Consider the following 22,382-nt stretch of genomic DNA (forward strand, 5'->3'; position numbering starts at 1 on the left):
CCCGGCTACGCGCCCTCGTCGAGCGCGACCATCTCGCGCTTCTTGCGCAGTGCAGGCAACAGCGGCGCGATCAGCAGCACCACTGCCAGCGCAAGACACCCCGCCGAAATCGGCCGCTCGATGAAGGTCATGAGATTACCTTGCGACAGGATCAGTGACTTGCGGAGATTGTTCTCCAGCAGCGGACCCAGCACAAAGGCCAGCACCAGCGGCGCGGGCTCATAGCCGAACTTGCGCATGAAGTAGCCGATCACGGCGAAGCCGATCATGACATAGACGTCGAACACATTGTTGCTGCTGCAATAGACACCAATGATCGTGAACAGGATGATCAGCGGGAACAGCACATTATAAGGTAGCTTCAGCAGCTTCACCCACATGCCGATCAGCGGCAGGTTCAGCACCAGCAGCATGAGGTTGCCGATATACATGCTGGCAACGATGCCCCAGAACAGTCCGGGGTTCTGCGTGATCAGCAGCGGACCGGGCTGCAGCCCATGAATGACGAAGGCGCCGAGCAGCAGCGCCATGACGACGTTCGGCGGAATGCCAAGGGTCATCAGCGGAATGAACGCACCGCCTGCTGCCGCGTTGTTCGCGGCCTCAGGTCCGGCAACGCCTTCGATCGCGCCATGACCGAAGCGCTCCGGATGTTTCGACAGCCGCTTCTCCAGCGCATAGGACGCGAAGGACGCGACCACTGCGCCGCCGCCGGGGAGGATTCCGAGGAAGAAGCCGAGGATGGTGCCACGCCCAATCGGGCCGGCGCTGGCCTTCCAGTCTTCCATGTTGGGCAGGAGCTGCGTGATCTTGGCATTGATGATGTCGCGCTTGATGACCTGCTCGGTGTTGAGCAGCACCTCGCCGAGCCCGAACAGACCCATCACCACGGGCACGAGGCCGATGCCATCGATCAGCTCGATCCGGCCGAAGGTCAGCCGCGGCTGCGCCGTGATACTGTCGAGGCCGATGAGACCAAGCACGATGCCGATACAGGCCATTAGCAGCGCCTTGGCCATCGAGCCTTGTGTCAGGAAGGTCAGCACCACGAGGCCGAGCACCATCAGGCTGGCGTATTCGGCGGGACCGAAGGCAATGGCGACCGAGGCGAGCGACGGCGCTAGGAGCATCAGCATCACCAGCGCGAAAGTACCGGCGATGAAGGAGCCGAGCGCGGAGATGCCAAGCGCCGGACCGGCGCGGCCCTGCTTCGCCATCTGATGGCCGTCGATACAGGTGACGACGGAGGCGGCCTCGCCGGGGATGTTGACCAGAATCGACGTGGTCGAGCCGCCATACATCGAGCCATAATAGATACCGGCCATCATGATGATGCCGGACTCGGGCGTGCCGGACAGCGTCACCGGCAGCAGCAACGACATCGCCGAGATCGGCCCGATGCCCGGCAGCACGCCGACCAGGGTGCCGATGAAGACGCCGATAAAGCAGTAGAGAATATTGACGGGCTGCAGCGCGACGCCGAAGCCGTGCATGACATTGACGAGAACATCCATGATCTGTGTTTCCCGTCAGCCGATTTCAAACATGCCCGAAGGCAACTGGATCAGCAGGCCGCGTTTCAGCACCCACCACACACCAACAGGCGCCAGCACCGCGAGCGGGATCGCCAGCGTCCAGCGCACGGGATCGATGACGCGCAACAACACCAGCATCAACGGAATGGTCGAGATCAGGAAGCCTAGCGGTTCGAGCGCGAAAGCATAGGCCGAGAGGATGACGATGATCACGCCCGGCTTGCCCCAGCTTGCGCCTTCCCATCGCGAGCCAAAGGTCGGTCCGCCTTCCGTTACCGAAGCGAGAACGATAGTGAGCGCGAAAGCGCACATCAGCAGGCCAATATAGAACAGCATGAAGCCGGAGCCGGGATCGTTGATGGTGCCGAGCTTCAGCTTGAGGCCGGAGCGAATGACGAACACGCCAAGCGCAATGCCGAGCACGCCGGTCCAGAGTTCTGAATTGTTGAGCCGGAATGGCGGGCGGGTTTGATCAGTCATCGTTTCTGTCCCGGGACATCGACATGAAATGAAGGCGCATGCGATGGACCCATCGCATGCGCCTGACGTCGTTATTCGACGATCAATTCGGCTTCTTGCCCAACCCGATTCCCTCGATCACCTTGCGCTCTGAATTGGTGACCTCGACAACGAATTTCTTGTAGTCCTCGGTGTTCTTGTAGTTCGGCACCATGTCGTATTTCGCCAGCGTCGCGATGACGGCGGGATCCTCGATGGCCTTCTTGAAGGCGTCGTGCAGCTTGGCGACGATCTTCGGATCCATGCCCTTCGGCCCGGCGATGCCGAACGGTGAGTCATAAACCATCGGATAGCCGCTTTCCTTCAGCGTCGGCGCATCCGGGAAATTTGGCGAGCGCTTGTCGGTCCACACCATCAACAGACGCAGCTTGCCGGCATCGACCAGCGGCCGCCAGCCGGTGGAATCCGCCTGCAGCATGGTGTGATTGCCGAGCACGGCAGCGTTGGTTTCAGCACCGCCCTTGAACGGCACCTGCGTGAGCTTGATGCCGGCCATCGCCGCGATCTGCTCCATGCCGACATGCAGCGAGGTGCCGGTGCCCGGCGTCGCATAGGTCACCTTGCCCGGATTGGCCTTGGCGAAATCGACCACGTCCTTCCAGGTCTTGAACTGCGACTCCGCATTCGTGGTGATTCCGAACGTGTAGCCGGTGAGATGGATGATGTAGGAGAAATCCTTGTCCGGATTCCACGAGACTTCCTGCATCAGCGGCAGACGAAACACGGTGATGGGAATCTGCGAGATGGTGTAGCCATCCGGCTTCGCGGCGGCTGCCATAGTGGCCGGGCCGACCGTGCCGCCACCGCCGCCCTTGTTGTCGACGGCGATCGGCTGACCGAGGTGTTTCGACGCCGCGTCAGCAATGGCGCGCATCGAGATGTCGGTGGAGCCGCCGGCGGGCCATGGCACGATCAATGTGATCGGCTTGGTCGGATAGTCCTGCGCCTGGGCTGCACCGCCGAACATGGTGGCGGCCGCGGCGAGCGCGACAGCAGCGGACATAGCAAGGCGATTGCGTTGCAACATGTGTTTCTCCCTCTGCGATTCCGGGGGTGATGCCCGGACCGGCTGTATTTTTATTGTCGTTCAGTCTAGCCCGGAACAAACCCAGGAAAAGGACATGTTTCGAACCCGACTGCGAACGCGTCTTGCGTCTTTGGCAATCAACGATGATTTCACCGCCGCCGCAATTCGCAATCAGGATGAGCCATGCGACATTCCGTCTGCACGCGGAGATCGCCGGGCTAGAATATTGATCGCAGGGGAGAAAAATTCCGCCGGCAAAAATATCGAAAGAATTTTGGAGCCGATGTCGGATCGCGGCCGGGCCAACCGTCCTTTGCGGGACAATCGCCAAGAGAACACTCACAACGCATACCCACTGGAGTTCATCCGATGAGCAAAATGATCTTCGTCAACCTGCCCGTCACCGACCTGCCCCGCGCGGTCGCCTTCTATGAGGCGGTCGGCGCAACCAAAAACCCGCAATTCTCCGACGACACCGCCGCCTGCATGGTGTTCTCCGACACCATCCACGCGATGCTGCTGACCCATGATAAATATCGCCAGTTCACTTCGAAGAAGATCGTCGATGCAAAGACATCGAGCGAAGTGCTGATCTGCGTCTCCGCCGATAGCCGCGACGAAGTCGACGGTCTGGTCGCAAAAGCGAAGGCCGCCGGCGGCGGCGTGGATCCGACGCCGGTGCAGGATTTCGGCTTCATGTATGGCCGCAGCTATGAGGACCCCGACGGTCACATCTGGGAAGTGATGTGGATGGACATGGCCGCCGCGCAATCTGCGATGGCTCAGGCCTGATCGAGAGAGGGATAGCAGCGATGTCAAAGATCTCACCCTGCATCTGGTACGAGACCGAGGCCGAGGAAGCCGCTAGGTTCTACTGCTCGCTGGTGCCCAATTCCTCCATCGATCGCGTGCAGCGCGCCCCGATCGATTATCCCGGCGGCAAAGCAGGCAACGTGCTGGTGGTCGGCTTCACGCTGGCCGGCCAAAGCTTCATTGGCCTCAATGGCGGCAGCCCCGCCACATTCAGCACGGCCGTGTCCTTCACCATCCATTGCGAAGACCAGGCCGAAGTCGATCGTGTGTGGGACGCCATTTTGACAAATGGCGGCAAGGCAAATGCCTGTGGCTGGATCAACGACCGCTGGGGCGTGCCCTGGCAGATCGTGCCGAACGGCTTTACTGAAATGCTTGCCAGTGAGAATGGCGAGGGCGCCAAGCGTGCCATGACGGCCATGATGGGCATGGTCAAACTCGACATGGCCGCCCTGAAGAAGGCCTTCGACGGCGGCTAGACGTGGCCATAAGTGCCTGATCGGGCGGCGATAGCTGCCCGATCTCCAAATCGGCGACCGGGTTGCGGGAACATCTATTCAGGCACCGATTTCAGGCGCTACTTTGCTTGACATCGAGTCCCTCGACTTCTTATATGCCGCGCATTCGCCGGGGGACAATTTGTCCCCTCCGGATGCCGTGGCGGGGTAGCTCAGTTGGTTAGAGCACGGGAATCATAATCCTGGGGTCGGTGGTTCGAGTCCACTCCTCGCTACCAAATTTTCTGCCTACCAAATCTTGCAGACATGTTTCCAAGGCCTTGCATGCGTCGCGAGGCCTTTTTCATGCCCGCAGAGGTGCTTGCTCGGCCTGCGTCCGTGCCCGCTACGATGCCGCGTCTTCGCCCTCATGCAGTTCGGAAAAGATCTGCTTGTCCTGGAGAATGACTTCAGCGGTCTGCCTGTAATGCGCGGTGAGCAGATCCACGGCACGGTCCGCGTCGCCGCTCAAAACTGCAGTCATGATCGCCTGATGCTCGTCCGTCACATGGCGTGACGGGAAGGCCTTGCGGATCGACAGACGCCGATAGCGGTAGAGCTGGTCGGCGAGTTGTCCGCAGAACGCGATCAGGGACTGCGAACCGCAATTCCCGATCAAGGTGCGGTGATAGACGCGGTGCAGTCGCTCCCATTCCGGATTGTCTTCGAAGTGTTCGGCATTGAGCGAGCGCGGGGTTCGCCCGAGGCGATGCTGGGCGAGCAGCAGCTGCTCTTCCCATTGCGGCGTTGATGCCGCCATGGATTCCCGCAGCGCCAGACTCTCGACCCAGCACCGGGTCTTGGTCAGTTCGGCCAGTTCGCTGCGGCCGATATCTGCGACATAGAATCCGCGCTGCTCGCGGCACTCCACCAGACCATCGGCGGTCAGCCGGTTGAGCGCCTCGCGGAGCGGCGTCTGACCGGTCTGATACAGCTCGGTCAGGAAACGCATCTGGAGTTTCCGGCTCGGCTCGAGCCGTCCGGACAACAGGTCCTCCCGCAGCCGGTCATAGACCGTGCTGGCCTGGGTCGAGGACGGCGGCGGCAAAGCCAATTCCAGTGATGTTGTGTCCACGCTCTTAAATCCCGGAATCATCTGTCAGCCAGTCTCATTTTCTATACACTTTTTATGATTTCAGAAAAATCTATAAATTTTTGTTGTCGGGGCAAGTTTATATAGGATATGAGTTTGCCGAAGGTCCTGAGAGACCCTGGCCGGGAGGCACAACAATGTTTGGCAAGGCTGAGCAAGCGTTTGAGACATCAGCAGTTTTCGCAGCTGTCCAGCCGCGCATTGCCCGATCACAGTGCCTATGAGCGCCATCTCCCCATGCAGCTGCGGGATCGATGTCCACGCGCATGTCGTGCCCTCCTCCTTCCCGTCCTACCTGGGCGCGGCGGTGCCGGCCGATTGGCCGTCGATGGCGGATGCCAAACCCTGCCACAAGCATGTGATGATGGCCGGCCGCGTCTATCGCACGGTGTCGGATCGCTGCTGGGATGTCGCCAAGCGCGTCGCTGATATGGCGGAGATGGGACTCGGCTTGCAGGCCATTTCGCCGATGCCGGAGCTATTGTCCTATTGGATGGAGCCCGCAGCGGCGAATGATCTCCTCCGCTACATCAACGACCAGATGGCCGCGATGGTCATGCATTCCGGTGGCCGCCTCGTCGCCCTCGGCGCGGTACCGCTGCAAGACATCGACCGCGCCATTGCCGAGCTGCATCGGCTGAAGCACGAACTCAGCTTTGCGGGCATCGAGATCGGCAGCAACATCAATGGCAAGCCGATCGGATCACCCGACTTCGATGGATTCTTCGCCGAGGTCGAGAAGCTCGACATGGCGGTGTTCGTCCACGCCTTGCGGCCTTGCGGCATGGACCGCCTCGTCGGCCCTGCGCAATTGCAGCAGGTGCTGGCCTATCCGACCGATGTCGGCCTCGCTGCCGCATCCGTCATCACCTCAAACCTCTTGCTGCGCCACCCGCGCCTGCGCATGGCGTTCAGCCACGGCGGCGGCACGCTCGCGTCGCTGCTGCCGCGACTTCAGGAGGGATATCAGGTCTTCCCGGTATTGCAGGAGAGCATCCAGGAATCGCCGATCTTGCAGGCACGCCGGCTCTATTACGACGCGCTGGTCTATGACGATCCCACGCTGCTGCATCTGATCGCCAAGTTCGGCGCGACGCAGATCATGCTCGGCACAGACTACCCGTTCGCATTTCACGATCACACGCCGGCAACGCGCGCCGCATCGGCCATCGGCGACGAGGCCACGCGCGATCTCGTCCTTCATGCCAATGCAAGACGTTTCCTCGGCCTTGACGAGCAGGCTTCGCAATGACCCATTTCCCGATCTCCGCCCTACGCAGCGTCGATCTCGACACGCCCTATCTGCTGCAATCCGAGCAGTTCTACACATCTGTGTGGGGACTCGACCTCGTGACACGCCACGAAGGCGTCACTTACTTCCGGGCCAGCGGTACCGACCACCATGTCGTCGCATTGCGGCAGGGCGATCGCCCCGCGCTAAGGGCCATCACGTTCCGGCTGCATTCGGATGCGCAATTCGAAACGATCGCCGCAGCATCAGTGAAACACGGCGCCACGCTGCTCTCAGGCCCGGCTCCGAATCAGGGGCCCGATGGCGGAACGATCATGAGCATTCGCGCGCCCGGTGGCGGCGTGCTGCGCTTCGTTCATGGCGACCTGCAACATGCCGAAGCTCCGTCATCGGCCAACCGGCCGACACGCCTCGCGCATGTCAATGTCAACAGCACCGGCGTCGACAATCTCGCCGCGTTCTACGAACAAGCGCTCGGCTTTCGCCTGACCGACCGCTCGAAGATCATGGCCTTCGTTCGCTGCAACAGCGATCACCATGCCATCGTCATTGCCGACGCTGCCGTGAACGGGCTCAATCACGTCGCCTTCCTGATGCCGGATCTCGAAGCGGTGATGCGGGGCTCGGGTCGCATGATCGATGCCGGATTTCCCATTGCCTGGGGCGTCGGCCGTCACGGCCCCGGCGACAATGTGTTTGCTTATTTCATCGATCCGGTCGGGATCGTCATCGAATACACCGCCGAAGTTCTGCAAGTGGACGACAGCTATGTGGTGCGCGGCCCGTCGGAATGGGTCTGGCCACCCGGCCGCACCGATCACTGGGGTATCGCCCCGCCCAGGGCCGATCACGTCAAGGCGGCACAGACCGCGGTTCCTTATGCCGACTGGAGTGCCGCGTGACACTTTCATCCGAACGGCCGCAGAACGACTTCCAGGTTGTCGTGATCGGTCACGGCCCATCGGGCGCCGTCGCGGCCAGTCTCCTTGGCGACTTGGGCATCCGCACGCTGGCAATCGACCGTCAGCTAGAGGTCTATGACAAACCGCGTGCGATCGCGATCGATCATGAGATCCTGCGCCTGCTCGACAATATCGGCGCTGCCGAGCGCGTGCTGCCTTACGTTGCTCCATTCCCCGCCTCCCAGCATTTCGGCGCCAAAGGGCAGCTGATCCGCCGCATCGACATGGTCGCGGAGCCTTATCCGCTCGGCTACACACCCAGCATGGTGTTCACGCAGCCACCGGTCGAGGCTGCCTTGCGCGAACATGCCGCGGCCTATGACAGCGTCGAGGTCGAGCTGGGCACCGAACTGCTCGGCTTCGAGCGATCGACCGATCGTGTGACACTGCATTTGCGCGACGATCGCGGCACAACACGCGCCGTCACCGCCGACTACGTCATCGCTTGCGACGGCGCATCGAGCGGCACCCGGCAACAGCTTGGCATCGCATTCGAGGATCTCGTCTTCGATGAGCCCTGGCTTGTCGTCGATCTTCAGGTCAACGACGCCTCCCTCAGCAAGCTGCCGCAGACCGCGGCGCAATTCTGCGATCCATCGCGGCCCACGACCTTCATCATCGGCCCCGGCAATCATCGCCGCTTCGAAATCATGCTGCTGCCCGGCGAAGATCCGCGCGAGATGGAAACGGCCGCGCAGGTCTGGCGATTGCTCGCGCGCTGGATTACGCCCGATGATGCCACGCTGTGGCGTGCTGCGAGCTACCGGTTTCATGCGCTGGTCGCGAAGGAATGGCGACGCGGCCGCATTTTTCTCGCCGGCGATGCCGCGCATCAGCAGCCGCCGTTCATCGGCCAGGGCATGTGCCAGGGCATCCGCGACGTCGGCAATCTCGTCTGGAAGCTCGACCGCGTACTCCGCGGACAATCCAATGCAAAATTGCTCGACAGCTACGGCGAGGAGCGCGGCGAGCATGTGCGCCAGCTCACTTCCCGCATCAAGGCCATCGGCCATGTGATCTGCGAACGCGATCCCGACGCCGCAGCAGCACGCGACGAGCGCATTCTTGCGGAGGGTGGCGGCCAACCCCGCACCATCACCCGTCAGGAAATCGTGCCGCCATTGCAGACTGGCCTATTGGCGTTCCCGCTTCATGCAGCGCATGGCACGTTGTTTCCACAGCCATGGATCAGGACCGCAGAAGGACGGCGCCGTCTCGATAGCGTCGCCGGCACCGAATGGCGGCTTGTGCTCGATATGCGCAACGAACTGGAGCTCAGTCCCGATCTGCAAGCGATCATGACTCAGCTGGACATCAGGCCAATTCGCATCGGCCCTGCCGCCGATGACGTACTTACTGAAGAGGACGGCGTTCTCGCTGCCTGGTTCGACCGTCACGACTGTCGCGCCGCAATCGTCCGGCCCGACCACTACGTCTTCGGCGTCGCCAGCGAGACCAGCGCACTCGACGCGCTGCTCACCGATCTTGCGGAGCGGCTCCGATGATCAGGCCGGCCGCACAGCGTAAACACACCAGCATTCCCCACGGACATGCAGCTTCCAGAGCGAGGACATCACGATGAAGTTGGCAAGTTTTCAGATCGGCACCAGCAAGACTTGGGGTGTGATCGAGGGCGACGAGGCGCTCGACATCGGCGCGGTTCTTGGAGCGCGCTATCCCGATCTCAAATCCGTCATTGCAGCCGACGCGCTGTCCACGGTGCGTGATGCAGCCGACAAGGCCAGACGTATCCCGACGGCTGATATCACCTGGTTGCCGGTCATTCCAAATCCGGACAAGATTCTCTGCATCGGCCTGAACTATGAAATGCACCGCAAGGAAACCGGACGCGCCGAGGTCGACAATCCCACGGTGTTTGGCCGCTTCGCCAACAGCCAGACCGGTCATCTCACCAATATCATCCGGCCGAAGGTCTCGACCCACCTCGACTTCGAAGGCGAACTCGCCATCATTATCGGCAAGCCCGGCCGACACATCACGCAGGCCGATGCGTGGAGCCATATCGCCGGCTATGCCTGTTACAATGAAGGCAGCGTGCGCGATTTTCAGCGTCACACCCATCAGTTCACGCCCGGCAAGAATTTTCCGGAGACCGGCGGCTTCGGCCCCTGGATGATGACGCCGGACGAGCTCGGCGATGTTGCGCCGCTGCGGCTGCAGACCCGCGTCAATGGCCAGGTCGTGCAGGACGCCACCATCGATCAGATGATCTTCGATATCCCGCGTCAGATCGAATACTGCTCGTCCTTTACCCGCCTTGAGCCGGGCGACGTGATCGCCACCGGCACGCCGGGCGGCGTGGGCGCCAAGCGCACGCCTCCGCTTTGGCTGAAGCCGGGCGATATCGTCGAGGTCGAGATCGATCGGCTCGGCGTGCTGAGCAACGGCGTGGCCGACGAGACCTGATGCAAGCGGCAGCACGCGCCACCAGCGCCGCGGGCTGCTTCGCACGACAAGACCCGCTCGTTCAAAAAGCACGCCTCAACAAGCGATCAAAAATCGCAGGCCAACCATTTCAGGAGGAAATCCATGCTCACATTGTCCCGTCGTTTCTTGTTGAGCGGTGGCATTCTTTGCCTCTCGCTGCCCGCCTATGCGCAATCATGGCCGCAAAAGCCGGTGACGATCGTGGTGCCGCAAGCGGCGGGCAACAGCCCGGATGTGCTGTGCCGCATCGTCGCCGAAAAACTCTCCCGCTCGCTCGGACAACAATTCATCGTTGAGAACCGCCCGGGCGCCGCGAACCTCGTTGGCGCACAGACGGTCGCGCGCGCCGCCCCCGACGGCTACACCTTCCTGTTCGCGACGTCGGCGGCGCTGGTCACCAATCCCTATACGTTCAAGAAACTGCCCTACGACCCAGTGAAGGATTTCGTGCCGGTGGCGATGGTGGCGCGAAGCAATCACGTCCTGCTCGTCAATCCGGAAGTGAAGGCAAAGACGCTGGCGGAATTGATTGCACTCGAAAAATCCGCTCCCGGCTCCCTGAGCATGGCGGTCGACGGCGCGCGCAACATTTCCGGCCTGATCGCTCAGACCATCAACAAGCAGGCGGGCACCAGTTTCGTGCTGGTCCCCTACAACACGATCACCAACGCGATCCAGGACAGCCTGACCGGACGCACCCAGGTGACGATCCAGTCCGCATCGGTGGCTGAGTCCTTCATCAAGGCCGGTACGCTGCGGGCACTCGCCATTGCCGGCAACAAGCGCGTCGATTCATTGCCGGATGTGCCCGCGATCGCCGAGACGTTGAAGGGCGCGGATCTGCAGGGTTGGTTCATGATGATGGCCCCGACCGGGACACCTGCCGAGATCGTCGACAAACTCAGTGCCGAGATTGCGCAGGCCCTGAAATCGCCGGATGTGCAGGAGCGCGCGCCCGTGCTCGGCTTCGATGTCGCCTCCGGTGACGTGGTGACGCCTGCGGGCGCAAAGCGCTTTTACGACGCCGAGCTTATCGCCACGGGCAAGACGATTCAGGAACTCGGTATTCAACCTGAATAACCGCGGCCCAGCGCTTGTGCCGAACAACGGCAGCATCTCCACATGAAAACGCCCGCTGTGAAGCGGGCGCTTTGACATATTCAATCGGGAACGAAGCTTACGCCTCGTTGCCGCCTTCCTGCTGCGACGCCTCGAACAGGAACCAGGTGCGGCGCTCGGTGTCGTCGATGTAGTTTTCCAGCAGGCTGGCGCTGGCGATGTCCTTGGCGTCATCGCAAACCTCGTGGGCCTTGCGCATCGCCGCTACCATCTTCTTGTTGTCGTTCATCAGCTCGCGCAGCATCTCCACCGGGGGCACATAGGCCTCATCATTGTCCTTGATGGTCTGCAGCTTGGCGACTTCGCCGATCGAACGCAGCGTGCGACCGCCGATCTTGCGCACGCGCTCTGCCAACGGGTCTGTCGTCGCAAAAATCTGGTCGGACTGCTCGTCGAGCATCAGGTGATAGTCGCGGAAATGGCGCCCGCTGAGATGCCAGTGAAAATTCTTGGTCTTCAGGTAAAGCGCGAAAGCGTCGGCGAGCAACCCGTTCAGCGCCTTGGCCACCTTCTCCACGGCGTCGGCTGAGAGGTCAGTCGGGGTATTCATTTCGGCAGCGATTTTCGATGTCTTGGTGCTCACGTTACTTACCTTCCCGTGTCGGATGATTTGATGGCTGGAGGGTTGTCGTCAGGGCGGAAGATTTCAGGAAAAATCGGAGTGGTCTTGACGGAAAGCACTGCAAATTTCCGAAAACTGCGGTTCTTGAAGGAAAGGCGGTTTCCCACGCGCCTGAAAACGCTCTAGACCGTTTCAACGCATCACAAATATATGGGTTCCCGAGACGGGAACAACAATCGGGCCGGGCAGACGATGGAAGATTGGATCGATTATTACGATTCCACGCATACGATTTATGCGAGCAAGCTGCATCGTGACGTGCATTTCGAGGTCATCGCCCGCGACATCATTGGCTACATCGCCTCTCAGGATGCCGTCGTGCTCGACTACGCCTGCGGCGAAGCGCTCTCGGCCGCCAAAGTGGCCAATGCCTGCAGCAAGCTGATCCTGGCAGAGCCCGCGCCTGGCGTTCGCGGGCGACTGGTCGCCCGCTTCGCGCCCAACACCAAAATCCGGGTCCGGTCGCTGGAAGAGTTGCGCAACATGACGGCGCAGTCGATCGACCTGGCCGTCATGAATTCGGTGGCTCAGTACATGACAGGCCCCGAACTCGACGATGCCTTTGCGATCATCAAGCGGCTGCTGGCGCCTAGCGGCAAGCTGGTGGTCGGCGACATCCTGCAGCCCGATGTCGGCATGGCGACCGATGTCATGGCGCTGCTGAAGCTCGCCCGGGAACACGGCTTTCTGTGGGATGCGTTCGTTGGGCTTGTTCGCACGGCCCTCTCTGACTACCGCCAGCTGCGCACCAAGGTCGGCCTGCAGCGCTACAGCGAGGCGGAGATGCTGGCCAAGCTGACCGCGGCCGGTTTCCGGGCGTCGCGGGCACCGGTCAATATCGGCCATAATTCCTCGCGCATGACCTTCGTCGCCCATCACGCATTCTGAGGCATCGGCTGGGGCAAACGGACGGTTAAGGTTAACAGACGGTTTACAAAACTTACGGTGGATCGCCACGCCGTGATCGGTAACATTGTGCTCGGCCCGGTGGCGGAAATGTCTACGCGGGGGCGATGCATCGCTCTTTATCCTGGTTCAAGTCCAGGCTGGGCCTCCAACCTCTCAGACATTGACCAATGCGTCGGCCACCCGCGCATCGGCGCTGTCAGGCTTCGGTGAATTCCAGCACCGGAAGCTGCAGGCGCTCGGCATCGCGCTCGGCCGATGCGAGCACCGCATCCAGCAAACCCGGAAACCTGCTCTCGAGATCTTCGCGGCGCAGTTTCATCAACCTCGCCGTCCCCACCGCGCGCGTTTCCATCAGGCCAGCCTCGCGCAGTTTCGCAAAATGATAGGCGAGATTGGACTTGCCGCTGAGACCGTAGAAATCGCCGCAGCGCAATTCACCGACCTCTTTCTCGCGTTTGGCCAGATTGTAGACGATCGCCAGCCGGATCGGGTCGCTCAGGCAATCCATCACGCCAGGCAATTCGATCTGTTCGCGCGTGGGATGCGGGAGAATGCGGCTCATGACTCCTCAATACTGATTCCGGCCGGCTGTCGCAATGTTCAATATTTCTTGAACCATTTGACATTTTGCACCGCCGCATCAATAGTTCAACGAAGATTGAACTAAGGATTTGGCGATGAGCGTCTTCTGGCTGGCCCTGGTGGCATTTGCGATTGGGACCGAAGCATTTGTAATTGCTGGTCTTCTTCCAATCATGGCGGCGGACCTGAATGTCACGTTGGCGGCCACGGGACAATTGGTCACCGTTTACGCGATCACCTATGCCATCGGCTCGCCGATCCTGGCTGTGCTGTTCAGCAATTTTGACCGCCGCACCGTCGTCTCGCTGGCGCTGGTCTGCTTCATCGTCGGAAATCTTCTGGCGGCCGTTGCCAGCACATTCGGCACGCTCCTGCTATCGCGCATGCTGATGGCCGTCGGCGCCGGACTATGCATGCCGACCGCCATGGCCGTCGCAATCGCGATCGCTGCACCGGAACGCCGTGGCCGCGCCGCGTCGCTGGTGATCTCCGGCCTGACGGTGGCGACGGTTCTGGGCGTGCCGCTCGGAACCTGGGTCGGCAGTCATTTTGGCTGGCGGTCGACTTTCGTGATGGTCGCAGCGCTCGGCGCCGTCGCATTGGCCGGGCTGCTGCTGGGATTGCCCCGCGGTTTGCCACGCACTGCAGCCACACTCGGTCAGAGGCTTGCCGTCGCGCGCCATCCCGAAGTGCTGAAAACCCTTGCTGTGACCTGCATGTGGGGCCTCGGAGGCTTTACCTCATTCACCTATCTGGCTGTGCCGCTGCACCGGCTTGGCTTTGACGCCAACGGAATCAGCCTGGCACTGCTGGTCTTTGGCGTCGCCGCGGCCATCGGAAACACCCTGGGCGGCGCGATGTCCGACCGTATCGGGCCGCTCCGCACCTCGACGCTAGGCCTGATCGGCATGATGCTGTCACTGACGCTGCAATCGGCGGCCCTGACATTCGCACCGCCCGCCACTGCGGGTGTGCTGTTTCTGGTCTTCATTTTTACCCAGGGCATTGCCGGCTGGATGTTCTATCCCGGACAGGTCGCGCATCTCGTGCGCGTCACGCCGGAAGCCTCGGTCATCGCGCTCTCGCTGAACGCCTCCGCCATGTATATCGGCTTTGCCGCCGGCAGCGCGTTGGGCGGCGTGGTGCTGTCGACATTGAGCTCCAACCACCTCGGCTGGATCGGCGGCTGCGCCGAGGCGGCAGCCCTCGCGCTCGTCCTCGCCGGACACCTTCTGAAGCGCCCGAAACCGGCCCAAATTGCCGGTTGATGGCACCTTCAAAAGCCTTCCCCGCCCCGTTATAGTGGTCTAAAGACAGCCGCGCGCGAGGATCGGCCTATGGCTCCCTGAGGGGTCAATGGCTGATTTGGCGCCCGGGCCCGAGGGACGCGCGTATGCGCGCCCTTTTTTTGTGCCGATTTGTCACCACCGCGAGTTTAAATGCCAAAACGTACCGACATATCCACCATCCTGATCATCGGCGCCGGTCCTATCGTGATCGGCCAGGCCTGCGAGTTCGATTATTCGGGCACGCAAGCCGTCAAGACGCTCAAGGAAGAGGGCTACCGGATCGTTCTGGTCAATTCCAATCCGGCCACGATCATGACGGACCCGGAACTGGCGGACGCGACCTATATCGAGCCGATCACACCCGAGATCGTCGCCAAGATCATTGAAAAGGAGCGCGGCGACCGCTCCAAGGGTTTTGCGCTGCTGCCGACCATGGGCGGCCAGACCGCGCTGAACTGCGCGCTGTCGCTGCGCCAGCAGGGCACGCTGGAGAAGTTCGACGTCGAGATGATCGGCGCCACCGCCGAAGCGATCGACAAGGCCGAAGACCGCCAGCTTTTCCGCGAGGCGATGACGAAGATTGGCCTGGAGACGCCGAAGTCGCGGCTCGCCAATGCATCCGCGCTGAAGAAACAGTATCGCGAGCAGCATCAGGCCGAAAAAGCCAAGCTGACGGGCGACGCGCTGGCCGAGCACGAGCGGCAGTGGGTGCTGCATGAAGGCGACCGCCGCAAGCGTTATCAGGAGCATGCCCTCGGCCAGGCGCTGATGGCGCTGTCTGAAATTGGTTTGCCCGCGATCATCCGCCCGTCCTTCACCATGGGCGGGACCGGCGGCGGCATTGCCTATAACCGCGAAGAATTCCTTGACATCATCGAGCGCGGCCTCGACGCGTCTCCGACCAACGAAGTGCTGATCGAAGAGTCAGTGCTCGGCTGGAAAGAGTACGAGATGGAAGTCGTCCGCGACAAGAAGGACAACTGCATCATCATCTGCTCGATCGAGAATCTCGATCCGATGGGCGTGCATACGGGCGACTCCATCACCGTCGCGCCGGCGCTGACGCTGACCGATAAAGAATACCAGATCATGCGCGACGCCTCGCTGGCGGTGCTGCGCGAGATCGGCGTCGAGACCGGCGGCTCCAACGTGCAATTCGGCGTCAATCCCGCCGACGGCCGCATGGTCGTGATCGAAATGAATCCGCGCGTGTCGCGCTCGTCGGCGCTGGCCTCGAAGGCCACCGGTTTCCCGATCGCCAAGGTCGCAGCGAAGCTCGCTGTCGGCTACACGCTCGATGAAATCGCCAACGACATCACCGGCGGCGCAACCCCTGCGTCGTTCGAGCCGACCATCGACTATGTCGTCACCAAGATTCCCCGCTTCGCCTTCGAGAAATTCCCCGGCGCATCGCGCACGCTGACGACGTCGATGAAGTCGGTCGGCGAAGTGATGGCCATCGGCCGCACATTCCAGGAGTCGCTGCAGAAGGCGCTGCGTGGACTTGAAACCGGCCTGACCGGCCTCGACGAAATCGAGATCGAGGATCTCGGCCGCGGCGACGACAAGAACGCCATCCGCGCTGCACTCGGCACACCGACACCGGACCGTCTGTTGCAGGTTGGCCAGGCCATGCGTCTGGGCTGGACCGATGAGGAGATCTTCAACTCCTGCAAGATCGATCCGTGGTTCCTCGCCGAGATGCGCGGCATTGTCGAAATGGAAGCCAAGGTGAAGGCCAATGGCCTGCCCGCCAACGCCTTCGGCATGCGGACGCTGAAGGCCATGGGCTTCTCCGACGCGCGTCTCGCCGTGCTCGCCGGCAAGACCGAGGCCGACGTCAAGGCACTGCGCCGCTCGCTCGATGTGCGACCGGTGTTCAAGCGCATCGACACCTGCGCCGCCGAATTCGCCTCGCCGACCGCCTACATGTATTCGACCTATGAGTCGTCCTTCGCCGGCGCCTTCGCTGACGAGAGTCAGCCGTCGGACAAGAACAAGGTCATCATTCTTGGCGGCGGCCCGAACCGTATCGGCCAGGGCATCGAGTTCGACTATTGCTGCTGTCACGCCTGCTTCGCGCTCGCCGACGCCGGCTACGAGACCATCATGGTCAACTGCAATCCGGAAACCGTGTCGACCGACTACGACACTGCGGATCGCCTGTATTTCGAACCGCTGACTGCCGAAGACGTGCTCGAGATCATCGACACCGAACGTCAGAACGGCACGCTGCACGGCGTGATCGTGCAGTTCGGCGGCCAGACCCCGCTGAAGCTCGCACGCGCGCTGGAAGCCGCCGACGTGCCGATCCTCGGTACCTCGCCGGATGCCATCGATCTTGCCGAAGATCGCGATCGCTTCAAGCGCATCCTCGACAAGCTCAAGCTCAAGCAGCCGAAGAACGGCATCGCCTATTCGGTCGAACAGGCCCGCCTCGTCGCAGCCGATCTCGGCCTGCCGCTGGTGGTGCGTCCGTCCTATGTGCTCGGTGGCCGCGCGATGCAGATCATCCGCGAGGAAAGCCAGCTCGGCGATTACCTGCTCGGCACGCTGCCGGAGCTGGTGCCTGGCGACGTCAAAGCGCGCTATCCGAACGACAAGACCGGCCAGATCAATACGGTGCTCGGCACCAATCCGCTGCTGTTCGATCGCTATCTGTCTGATGCCATCGAAGTCGACGTCGACTGCCTGTGCGATGGCAAGGATACCTTCATCGTCGGCATCATGGAGCATATCGAGGAAGCTGGCATTCACTCCGGCGACTCGGCCTGCTCGCTGCCGCCGCATTCGCTCGACGACGACATGATCGCCGAGCTCGAACGCCAGACCCGCGACATGGCCCTCGGCCTCGACGTGGTCGGACTGATGAACGTGCAGTTCGCGGTCAAGGATCGCGACATCTACGTGCTCGAAGTCAATCCGCGCGCGTCGCGCACCGTGCCTTTCGTTGCCAAGGTGATGGGCATGCCGGTGGCCAAGATCGCCGCGCGTATCATGGCCGGCGAGAAGCTCGCCGACTTCAATCTGAAGAAGCGCAAGCTCGACCATGTCGGCGTCAAGGAATCGGTCTTCCCGTTCGCGCGCTTCCCCGGCGTCGATACGGTGCTCGGCCCGGAGATGCGCTCCACCGGCGAAGTGATGGGCATCGACCGCTCGTTCGAAATCGCCTTCGCCAAGAGCCAGCTCGGCGGCGGCACCCGCGTGCCGCGCAGTGGCACTGTGTTCGTGTCCGTGCGCGAAAGCGACAAGACGCGCATTCTCGATGCCGTGAAGCTGCTCTCGTCGAACGGCTTCAAGGTGCTCGCGACGTCGGGGACCCAGCGCTTCCTGGTCGACAATGGCGTCCCCGCCGAGAAGATCAACAAGGTGCTGGAAGGCCGGCCGCACATCGTCGATGCCATCACCAATGGCGAGATTCAGCTGGTTCTGAACACCACCGACGGGCCGCAGGCCCTGGCCGACAGCCGCTCGCTGCGGCGGGCTGCCCTCTTGCATAAAGTACCGTATTACACCACTCTTTCGGGTGCCGTGGCGGCTGCACAGGGCGTCCGGGCCTATCTGGGCGGGGACCTTGAGGTCCGCACATTGCAGAGTTACTTTTCCGAAGCCTGAATTCGGGCGGACTGCAGGTCCGACGAGATCAGCTAGGCAAGGCACGACCGGAACTCACCGGTCGCGTCTTTGTTTTGTTTCGGCACTCGAAGCCGGCGTCTGAACTGGCTGCAAGCGCAGCCAAGCCGACATCTTGCAGAACGAATGGTTTCATGCGCGCGCCGCCGCGTTCCGCATGACGTTAGAGGACGAAGAGAATGGTTGAGAAGGTCCCGATGACAGCAGGTGGCTACGCTGCGCTGGAGGTCGAGCTGAAGGAACGTCAGTCGGTGCACCGTCCGCGGATCATCGAGCAGATCGCCGAAGCGCGCTCCCATGGCGACCTCTCGGAAAATGCCGAGTATCACGCCGCCAAGGAAGAGCAGTCGCATAATGAAGGCCGCATCAGCGATATCGAGGACAAGCTCGCCCGCGCCGATATCATCGATATCTCGAAGCTGTCCGGCGATACCATCAAATTCGGCGCGACCGTGACGCTGATCGATGAGGACACCGAGAAGAAGGCGGTCTGGCAGATCGTCGGCGAGCCCGAGGCTGATGCCAAGAAAGGTCGCATCTCGATTACCTCGCCACTGGCGCGTGCGCTGATCGGCAAGAGCAAAGGCGCATCGGTCGAAGTCGTCGCTCCCGGCGGGGCCAAGGCCTATGAGATCACCAAGGTCGAGTGGCGCTGATCGACAGCGCTCAACGCGAAACAAGAAAGCCGCGCATGATGCGCGGCTTTTTTATTGTCCCCTGATTGCGGTATCCAGCCATCGCCACTCACGGAAACTTCTGGAATACTTCCACAGCTCATGTGTTTTCACACGAGAGTGACCAGCATTTTGCATTGCAGTAATGCTAGAAACGATGGTCATCACAGGGGGACTAATGACATGGACCAAGCCTTCGCTAAATTTCAGCCTGCTGCACTAAGCCTTTTCCGCTTCATCACCGGCCTGCTGCTGCTGCAGTATGGCATCGCCAAGATCTTCAAATTTCCGGTTCTGCCCTATTTCGCGAATATTCCGCCGTTGATCCAGGTCGCGGCAACGCTTGAACTCGTCGGCGGTGCGCTGCTGCTGCTCGGCCTGTTCACGCGCCCAGTTGCGTTCATCCTCGCCGGTGAAATGGCTTTCGCTTACTTCCTCGGCCACATGTTTAAAGGCGCGGATCCGGTTTTCCTGCCGCTGCTGAACGGCGGCACCGCTGCCATCCTGTTCTGCTTCTCCTGCCTCTATCTTGCGACGTCAGGCGGAGGCCCGATCAGCCTCGACGCTATATTGCGCAAGAAGAGCTAAGCTCGACATCACGGCAATAAAAAAGGGCGCTCACCGCAAGGTGGGCGCCCTTTGCTTTAACACTCGCTGCTAATCCGCGGCCCTCAGCTCGAGCGGCACGGCGGCTGCGTATTTCGAATTCTGCAGAACCAGAGACGTGCGGACATTGCGGACATGCGGTGCGGCCGTGAGATGGCCGACGAAATCCTGAAAGGTCGCCATGTCGGGCGCCACGCATTTCAGGATGAAGTCGATCTCGCCCGACAGCATCCAGCACTCCCGCACCAAAGGCTCCTTGCGGACGAAATCCTCGAACGCCTTGAGATCGGCATCCGCCTGGCTCGACAGGTGGACCGAGGCGAACACCGTAACATCGAAACCGAGCAATCGGGGATCCAGCAACCCGCGATAGCCCTGGATATAGCCAGCCTCTTCCAGGGTCCGGACCCGGCGCAGGCAGGGCGGCGGCGAGATGCCGACGCGCTTGGCGAGTTCCACATTGGTGATTCGGCCGTCGGCCTGGATTTCGCTGAGAATTTTGAGGTCGATGTCGTCTAGGCTTTTCGGCACGCGGCGCGGATCCTGGCTGGTATTCAAACAAACCGTTTGAACTCTCTTAGCGCAGGAGCCGCAACTTGCGCAATTTTATTGCGCGTGCATCGCAGAAATTAAGCGTCTCCGGGGGAAAAATTGCCGGGACGAATTGCAATTCTTGCATGGCTCGCCAGATATTCTACACTAGCAGACAAGACTTTCGACGCCGCAGCGACGTGTTCGCCGGCACATTTCGCCTCAGCAATGACCAATTTCCCTTCAGAAAGGGACTCGACCATGGCCGCCCCCATCCATGCCAAAGTCGTCATCATCGGCTCAGGCCCGGCTGGCTACACTGCCGCTATTTACGCCGCACGTGCGATGCTCGAGCCCGTCCTGATCCAGGGGATTCAGCCCGGCGGCCAGCTGACCATCACCACGGATGTCGAGAACTATCCGGGCTTCGCCGACGTCGTCCAGGGGCCCTGGCTGATGGAGCAGATGGAGAAGCAGGCGCATCATGTCGGTACCAAGATTGTCACCGATCTGGTCAGTGACATGGATCTGAACCAGCGCCCGTTCCGCCTGACCTGCGACAGCGGCGATGTCTATCTCGCCGAAACCGTGATCCTGGCCACCGGCGCGCAGGCGCGCTGGCTCGGCATCCCGTCGGAAGAGAAATTCCAGGGCGGCGGCGTATCCGCCTGCGCCACCTGCGACGGATTCTTCTATCGCAACAAGGAGGTGATCGTGGTCGGCGGTGGCAACACGGCCGTCGAGGAAGCTTTGTTCCTGACCAATTTCGCCTCGCAGGTCACCATCGTGCATCGCCGCGACCATTTCCGTGCCGAACGCATCCTGCAGGAGCGACTGTTCAAGCACCCGAAGATCAAGGTGGTCTGGAACTCGGCGCTCGACGAGATCCGCGGCACCGAAGGCCCGGCCAAGGTCACGCATGTTCGCCTCAAGAACGTCAAGACCGGCGCCACCACCGAGGTGCCAGCCGACGGCGTCTTCATTGCCATCGGCCACGCGCCCGCGACCGAACTCATCAAGGGCCAGATCAAGCTGAAGCCCTCGGGCTATGTCGAAGTGGCTCCGAATTCCACCGCAACCTCGATGCCCGGCGTGTTCGCTGCCGGCGACGTGGCGGACGAAACCTATCGGCAGGCAGTCACCGCCGCCGGCATGGGCTGCATGGCCGCCCTCGAAGCCGAACGCTATCTTGCCGCGCATGCTCATGACCGCGCAGCGGCCGAATGATGATCAAACGAACCCGCGACGGATTTACAGATATGGACTGGGACAAGCTGAAGGTGTTTCACGCGGCGGCGGAAGCGGGGAGCTTCACGCATGCAGGCGAGCAACTGGGCCTGTCGCAATCGGCAGTCTCACGACAGGTGAGCGCGCTTGAGCAGGAACTGGCGGTCTCGCTGTTCCACCGCCACGCCCGCGGCCTGATCCTCACCGAACAGGGCGACCTGCTGTTCCGCACCGCCCATGACGTGTTCATGCAGCTCCAGGCGGCACGCGCGAAGCTGACCGACAGCCGCGAGCGGCCGAGCGGCGACCTCAAGGTCACCACTACCCCGGGCGTCGGCATCAACTGGCTGATCCCACGCCTTGGCGAGTTCACCGCGCTCTATCCGGAAATCCGCATTTCGCTGATCGTTACCGACGAGGAACTCGACCTGTCGATGCGCGAGGCCGATGTGGCCATCCGCACCCGCAAGCCGACCCAGCCGGACCTGATCCAGCGCAAGCTGTTCGCCATGGGATTCCACGCTTATTGCTCGCCGGAATATATCAAGCATTTCGGCACCCCGCGCACCCTCGACGAGCTCGACGGGCACCGCATCATCATGCTCAGCGACGCCCAGGTGTCCCCGCACCTGCAAAACCGCAGCTGGCTGATCGATGCCGGGCGCAACGGCTCCGGCCCGCGCGAACCCTACTTCAAGGTCAACAATATTCTGGGCCTGATGCGCGCCTGCCAGCAGGGCTTGGGCATTGCAGCATTGCCGGACTACCTGGTCGAAGAAAACGATCGTCTGGTTCAGCTCTTCAGCGAGTCGGACTCAATTCAACTCGACACTTATTTTGTCTATCCCGAAGAGTTGAAGACGGTCGCCCGTGTGCAGGTGTTCCGCGACTTCATCGTCAGCAAGGCACAGCGCTGGCCGTCCTAACCCGCAATATTTCAGGGCAGATATGCCCACGCTTCCCAGCATGTCAGACATGCCAAGTGATGCGTTGCTGCATGCCACCTTCAGGGATCATACTTCTCAGATGCTGAGATTTTGCGCT

General features: G+C 61.5%; 22 protein-coding genes and 1 tRNA gene. 16 read left to right on the plus strand and 7 right to left on the minus strand.

The genetic code is table 11. From position 1 onward, the window contains the following. Positions 1–5 precede the first annotated feature (5 nt). The 3 genes from SFY93_RS28430 to SFY93_RS28440 all read right to left on the minus strand — a co-directional run bounded on the left by SFY93_RS28430 (position 6) and on the right by SFY93_RS28440 (position 3,057). Entirely contained in the window at positions 6–1,514 is a 1,509-nt protein-coding gene (locus tag SFY93_RS28430) for a tripartite tricarboxylate transporter permease (protein ID WP_320445461.1), read from the minus strand. Between the two features lie 15 nt (positions 1,515–1,529). Beyond that, positions 1,530–2,015 (minus strand): tripartite tricarboxylate transporter TctB family protein, encoded by a 486-nt coding sequence (locus tag SFY93_RS28435; protein ID WP_320445462.1) that lies wholly within the window; start codon positions 2,013–2,015, stop codon positions 1,530–1,532. An 82-nt stretch (positions 2,016–2,097) separates the two neighbouring features. Next, the gene (locus tag SFY93_RS28440; protein ID WP_320447876.1) at positions 2,098–3,057 is read right to left on the minus strand and encodes a tripartite tricarboxylate transporter substrate binding protein; all 960 of its coding nucleotides are present in this window, start codon (positions 3,055–3,057) and stop codon (positions 2,098–2,100) included. Between the two features lie 118 nt (positions 3,058–3,175). Here SFY93_RS28440 and SFY93_RS28445 point away from each other — a divergent pair, with 118 nt between their 5' ends. The 4 genes from SFY93_RS28445 to SFY93_RS28460 all read left to right on the plus strand — a co-directional run bounded on the left by SFY93_RS28445 (position 3,176) and on the right by SFY93_RS28460 (position 4,630). Then, the gene (locus tag SFY93_RS28445) at positions 3,176–3,454 is read left to right on the plus strand and encodes a hypothetical protein (protein WP_147421568.1); all 279 of its coding nucleotides are present in this window, start codon (positions 3,176–3,178) and stop codon (positions 3,452–3,454) included. Further along, complete coding sequence (locus SFY93_RS28450) at positions 3,451–3,873, plus strand: VOC family protein (RefSeq protein WP_320445463.1); 423 nt, start codon at positions 3,451–3,453, stop codon at positions 3,871–3,873. Before SFY93_RS28445 ends, SFY93_RS28450 begins: the two co-directional genes overlap by 4 nt. A gap of 20 nt (positions 3,874–3,893) precedes the next feature. Next, a complete protein-coding gene (locus SFY93_RS28455; protein ID WP_175367852.1) occupies positions 3,894–4,373 on the plus strand; it encodes a VOC family protein in 480 nt (159 codons plus the stop codon). A 180-nt stretch (positions 4,374–4,553) separates the two neighbouring features. Beyond that, positions 4,554–4,630, plus strand: a tRNA-Met gene (locus SFY93_RS28460). Between the two features lie 107 nt (positions 4,631–4,737). On the opposite strand, the gene SFY93_RS28465 is transcribed toward SFY93_RS28460, so the two are convergent. Then, positions 4,738–5,466, minus strand: a complete 729-nt coding sequence (locus SFY93_RS28465; RefSeq protein WP_320445464.1) for a GntR family transcriptional regulator — start codon at positions 5,464–5,466, stop codon at positions 4,738–4,740. Positions 5,467–5,704: 238 nt separating this feature from the next. Here SFY93_RS28465 and SFY93_RS28470 point away from each other — a divergent pair, with 238 nt between their 5' ends. The 5 genes from SFY93_RS28470 (at position 5,705) to SFY93_RS28490 (ending at position 11,226) form a co-directional block, all read left to right on the plus strand. Next, positions 5,705–6,736: an amidohydrolase family protein gene (locus SFY93_RS28470; RefSeq protein ID WP_320445465.1), complete on the plus strand. Its 1,032-nt coding sequence runs from the start codon at positions 5,705–5,707 to the stop codon at positions 6,734–6,736. Beyond that, positions 6,733–7,638 (plus strand): VOC family protein, encoded by a 906-nt coding sequence (locus SFY93_RS28475; protein WP_320445466.1) that lies wholly within the window; start codon positions 6,733–6,735, stop codon positions 7,636–7,638. Before SFY93_RS28470 ends, SFY93_RS28475 begins: the two co-directional genes overlap by 4 nt. Beyond that, positions 7,635–9,203 (plus strand): bifunctional 3-(3-hydroxy-phenyl)propionate/3-hydroxycinnamic acid hydroxylase MhpA, encoded by a 1,569-nt coding sequence (locus tag SFY93_RS28480; protein WP_320445467.1) that lies wholly within the window; start codon positions 7,635–7,637, stop codon positions 9,201–9,203. Before SFY93_RS28475 ends, SFY93_RS28480 begins: the two co-directional genes overlap by 4 nt. Positions 9,204–9,276: 73 nt before the next feature. Continuing rightward, positions 9,277–10,125 carry a fumarylacetoacetate hydrolase family protein gene (locus SFY93_RS28485; protein ID WP_320445468.1) on the plus strand — a complete coding sequence of 283 codons (849 nt, stop codon included), beginning with the start codon at positions 9,277–9,279 and terminating at the stop codon, positions 10,123–10,125. Between the two features lie 123 nt (positions 10,126–10,248). Next, complete coding sequence (locus tag SFY93_RS28490; protein WP_320445469.1) at positions 10,249–11,226, plus strand: Bug family tripartite tricarboxylate transporter substrate binding protein; 978 nt, start codon at positions 10,249–10,251, stop codon at positions 11,224–11,226. Between the two features lie 97 nt (positions 11,227–11,323). Here the strand turns inward: SFY93_RS28490 and SFY93_RS28495 are convergent, their stop codons facing one another. Beyond that, positions 11,324–11,815, minus strand: a complete 492-nt coding sequence (locus tag SFY93_RS28495; RefSeq protein WP_320447877.1) for a Dps family protein — start codon at positions 11,813–11,815, stop codon at positions 11,324–11,326. A gap of 264 nt (positions 11,816–12,079) precedes the next feature. On the opposite strand from SFY93_RS28495, the gene SFY93_RS28500 reads away from it, so the two are divergent. Further along, the gene (locus SFY93_RS28500; protein ID WP_320445470.1) at positions 12,080–12,775 is read left to right on the plus strand and encodes a class I SAM-dependent methyltransferase; all 696 of its coding nucleotides are present in this window, start codon (positions 12,080–12,082) and stop codon (positions 12,773–12,775) included. Positions 12,776–12,992: 217 nt separating this feature from the next. On the opposite strand, the gene SFY93_RS28505 is transcribed toward SFY93_RS28500, so the two are convergent. Continuing rightward, positions 12,993–13,358 carry an ArsR/SmtB family transcription factor gene (locus SFY93_RS28505; protein WP_089265920.1) on the minus strand — a complete coding sequence of 122 codons (366 nt, stop codon included), beginning with the start codon at positions 13,356–13,358 and terminating at the stop codon, positions 12,993–12,995. 115 nt (positions 13,359–13,473) lie between these two features. On the opposite strand from SFY93_RS28505, the gene SFY93_RS28510 reads away from it, so the two are divergent. The 4 genes from SFY93_RS28510 to SFY93_RS28525 all read left to right on the plus strand — a co-directional run bounded on the left by SFY93_RS28510 (position 13,474) and on the right by SFY93_RS28525 (position 19,562). Then, positions 13,474–14,646 carry an MFS transporter gene (locus tag SFY93_RS28510; protein ID WP_320445471.1) on the plus strand — a complete coding sequence of 391 codons (1,173 nt, stop codon included), beginning with the start codon at positions 13,474–13,476 and terminating at the stop codon, positions 14,644–14,646. Between the two features lie 171 nt (positions 14,647–14,817). Then, a complete protein-coding gene (gene carB / locus SFY93_RS28515) occupies positions 14,818–18,282 on the plus strand; it encodes a carbamoyl-phosphate synthase large subunit (protein WP_089265918.1) in 3,465 nt (1,154 codons plus the stop codon). 197 nt (positions 18,283–18,479) lie between these two features. Continuing rightward, entirely contained in the window at positions 18,480–18,956 is a 477-nt protein-coding gene (greA, locus tag SFY93_RS28520; RefSeq protein ID WP_068728727.1) for a transcription elongation factor GreA, read from the plus strand. 201 nt (positions 18,957–19,157) lie between these two features. Further along, positions 19,158–19,562 carry a DoxX family protein gene (locus SFY93_RS28525; protein WP_093757105.1) on the plus strand — a complete coding sequence of 135 codons (405 nt, stop codon included), beginning with the start codon at positions 19,158–19,160 and terminating at the stop codon, positions 19,560–19,562. A gap of 69 nt (positions 19,563–19,631) precedes the next feature. Here the strand turns inward: SFY93_RS28525 and SFY93_RS28530 are convergent, their stop codons facing one another. Then, positions 19,632–20,111, minus strand: coding sequence for an Lrp/AsnC family transcriptional regulator (locus tag SFY93_RS28530; protein ID WP_068730339.1), 480 nt, complete (start codon positions 20,109–20,111; stop codon positions 19,632–19,634). A 261-nt stretch (positions 20,112–20,372) separates the two neighbouring features. Here SFY93_RS28530 and trxB point away from each other — a divergent pair, with 261 nt between their 5' ends. Continuing rightward, on the plus strand, positions 20,373–21,338 hold the full coding sequence (gene trxB / locus SFY93_RS28535; protein ID WP_320445472.1) for a thioredoxin-disulfide reductase: 966 nt from the start codon (positions 20,373–20,375) through the stop codon (positions 21,336–21,338). A 32-nt stretch (positions 21,339–21,370) separates the two neighbouring features. Beyond that, a complete protein-coding gene (locus SFY93_RS28540) occupies positions 21,371–22,264 on the plus strand; it encodes a LysR family transcriptional regulator (RefSeq protein WP_089266250.1) in 894 nt (297 codons plus the stop codon). Positions 22,265–22,382 lie beyond the last annotated feature (118 nt).

It is taken from the genome of Tardiphaga sp. 42S5 (assembly GCF_034044155.1).
Lineage (GTDB): Bacteria > Pseudomonadota > Alphaproteobacteria > Rhizobiales > Xanthobacteraceae > Tardiphaga > Tardiphaga robiniae.

Excerpts from the sequence above, each read along its gene's own strand:
- trxB (WP_320445472.1), top strand. The coding sequence starts at position 20,373 with ATGGCCGCCCCCATCCATGCCAAAGTCGTCATCATCGGCTCAGGCCCG.
- SFY93_RS28475 (WP_320445466.1), top strand. The coding sequence starts at position 6,733 with ATGACCCATTTCCCGATCTCCGCCCTACGCAGCGTCGATCTCGACACG.
- SFY93_RS28470 (WP_320445465.1), top strand. The coding sequence starts at position 5,705 with ATGAGCGCCATCTCCCCATGCAGCTGCGGGATCGATGTCCACGCGCAT.
- SFY93_RS28510 (WP_320445471.1), top strand. The coding sequence starts at position 13,474 with ATGAGCGTCTTCTGGCTGGCCCTGGTGGCATTTGCGATTGGGACCGAA.
- SFY93_RS28450 (WP_320445463.1), top strand. The coding sequence starts at position 3,451 with ATGAGCAAAATGATCTTCGTCAACCTGCCCGTCACCGACCTGCCCCGC.
- SFY93_RS28485 (WP_320445468.1), top strand. The coding sequence starts at position 9,277 with ATGAAGTTGGCAAGTTTTCAGATCGGCACCAGCAAGACTTGGGGTGTG.
- SFY93_RS28500 (WP_320445470.1), top strand. The coding sequence starts at position 12,080 with ATGGAAGATTGGATCGATTATTACGATTCCACGCATACGATTTATGCG.
- SFY93_RS28525 (WP_093757105.1), top strand. The coding sequence starts at position 19,158 with ATGGACCAAGCCTTCGCTAAATTTCAGCCTGCTGCACTAAGCCTTTTC.
- SFY93_RS28505 (WP_089265920.1), bottom strand. The coding sequence starts at position 13,358 with ATGAGCCGCATTCTCCCGCATCCCACGCGCGAACAGATCGAATTGCCT.
- SFY93_RS28430 (WP_320445461.1), bottom strand. The coding sequence starts at position 1,514 with ATGGATGTTCTCGTCAATGTCATGCACGGCTTCGGCGTCGCGCTGCAG.
- SFY93_RS28440 (WP_320447876.1), bottom strand. The coding sequence starts at position 3,057 with ATGTCCGCTGCTGTCGCGCTCGCCGCGGCCGCCACCATGTTCGGCGGT.
- SFY93_RS28495 (WP_320447877.1), bottom strand. The coding sequence starts at position 11,815 with ATGAATACCCCGACTGACCTCTCAGCCGACGCCGTGGAGAAGGTGGCC.
- SFY93_RS28445 (WP_147421568.1), top strand. The coding sequence starts at position 3,176 with ATGTTTCGAACCCGACTGCGAACGCGTCTTGCGTCTTTGGCAATCAAC.
- carB (WP_089265918.1), top strand. The coding sequence starts at position 14,818 with ATGCCAAAACGTACCGACATATCCACCATCCTGATCATCGGCGCCGGT.
- SFY93_RS28540 (WP_089266250.1), top strand. The coding sequence starts at position 21,371 with ATGGACTGGGACAAGCTGAAGGTGTTTCACGCGGCGGCGGAAGCGGGG.
- SFY93_RS28435 (WP_320445462.1), bottom strand. The coding sequence starts at position 2,015 with ATGACTGATCAAACCCGCCCGCCATTCCGGCTCAACAATTCAGAACTC.
- SFY93_RS28455 (WP_175367852.1), top strand. The coding sequence starts at position 3,894 with ATGTCAAAGATCTCACCCTGCATCTGGTACGAGACCGAGGCCGAGGAA.
- SFY93_RS28490 (WP_320445469.1), top strand. The coding sequence starts at position 10,249 with ATGCTCACATTGTCCCGTCGTTTCTTGTTGAGCGGTGGCATTCTTTGC.
- greA (WP_068728727.1), top strand. The coding sequence starts at position 18,480 with ATGGTTGAGAAGGTCCCGATGACAGCAGGTGGCTACGCTGCGCTGGAG.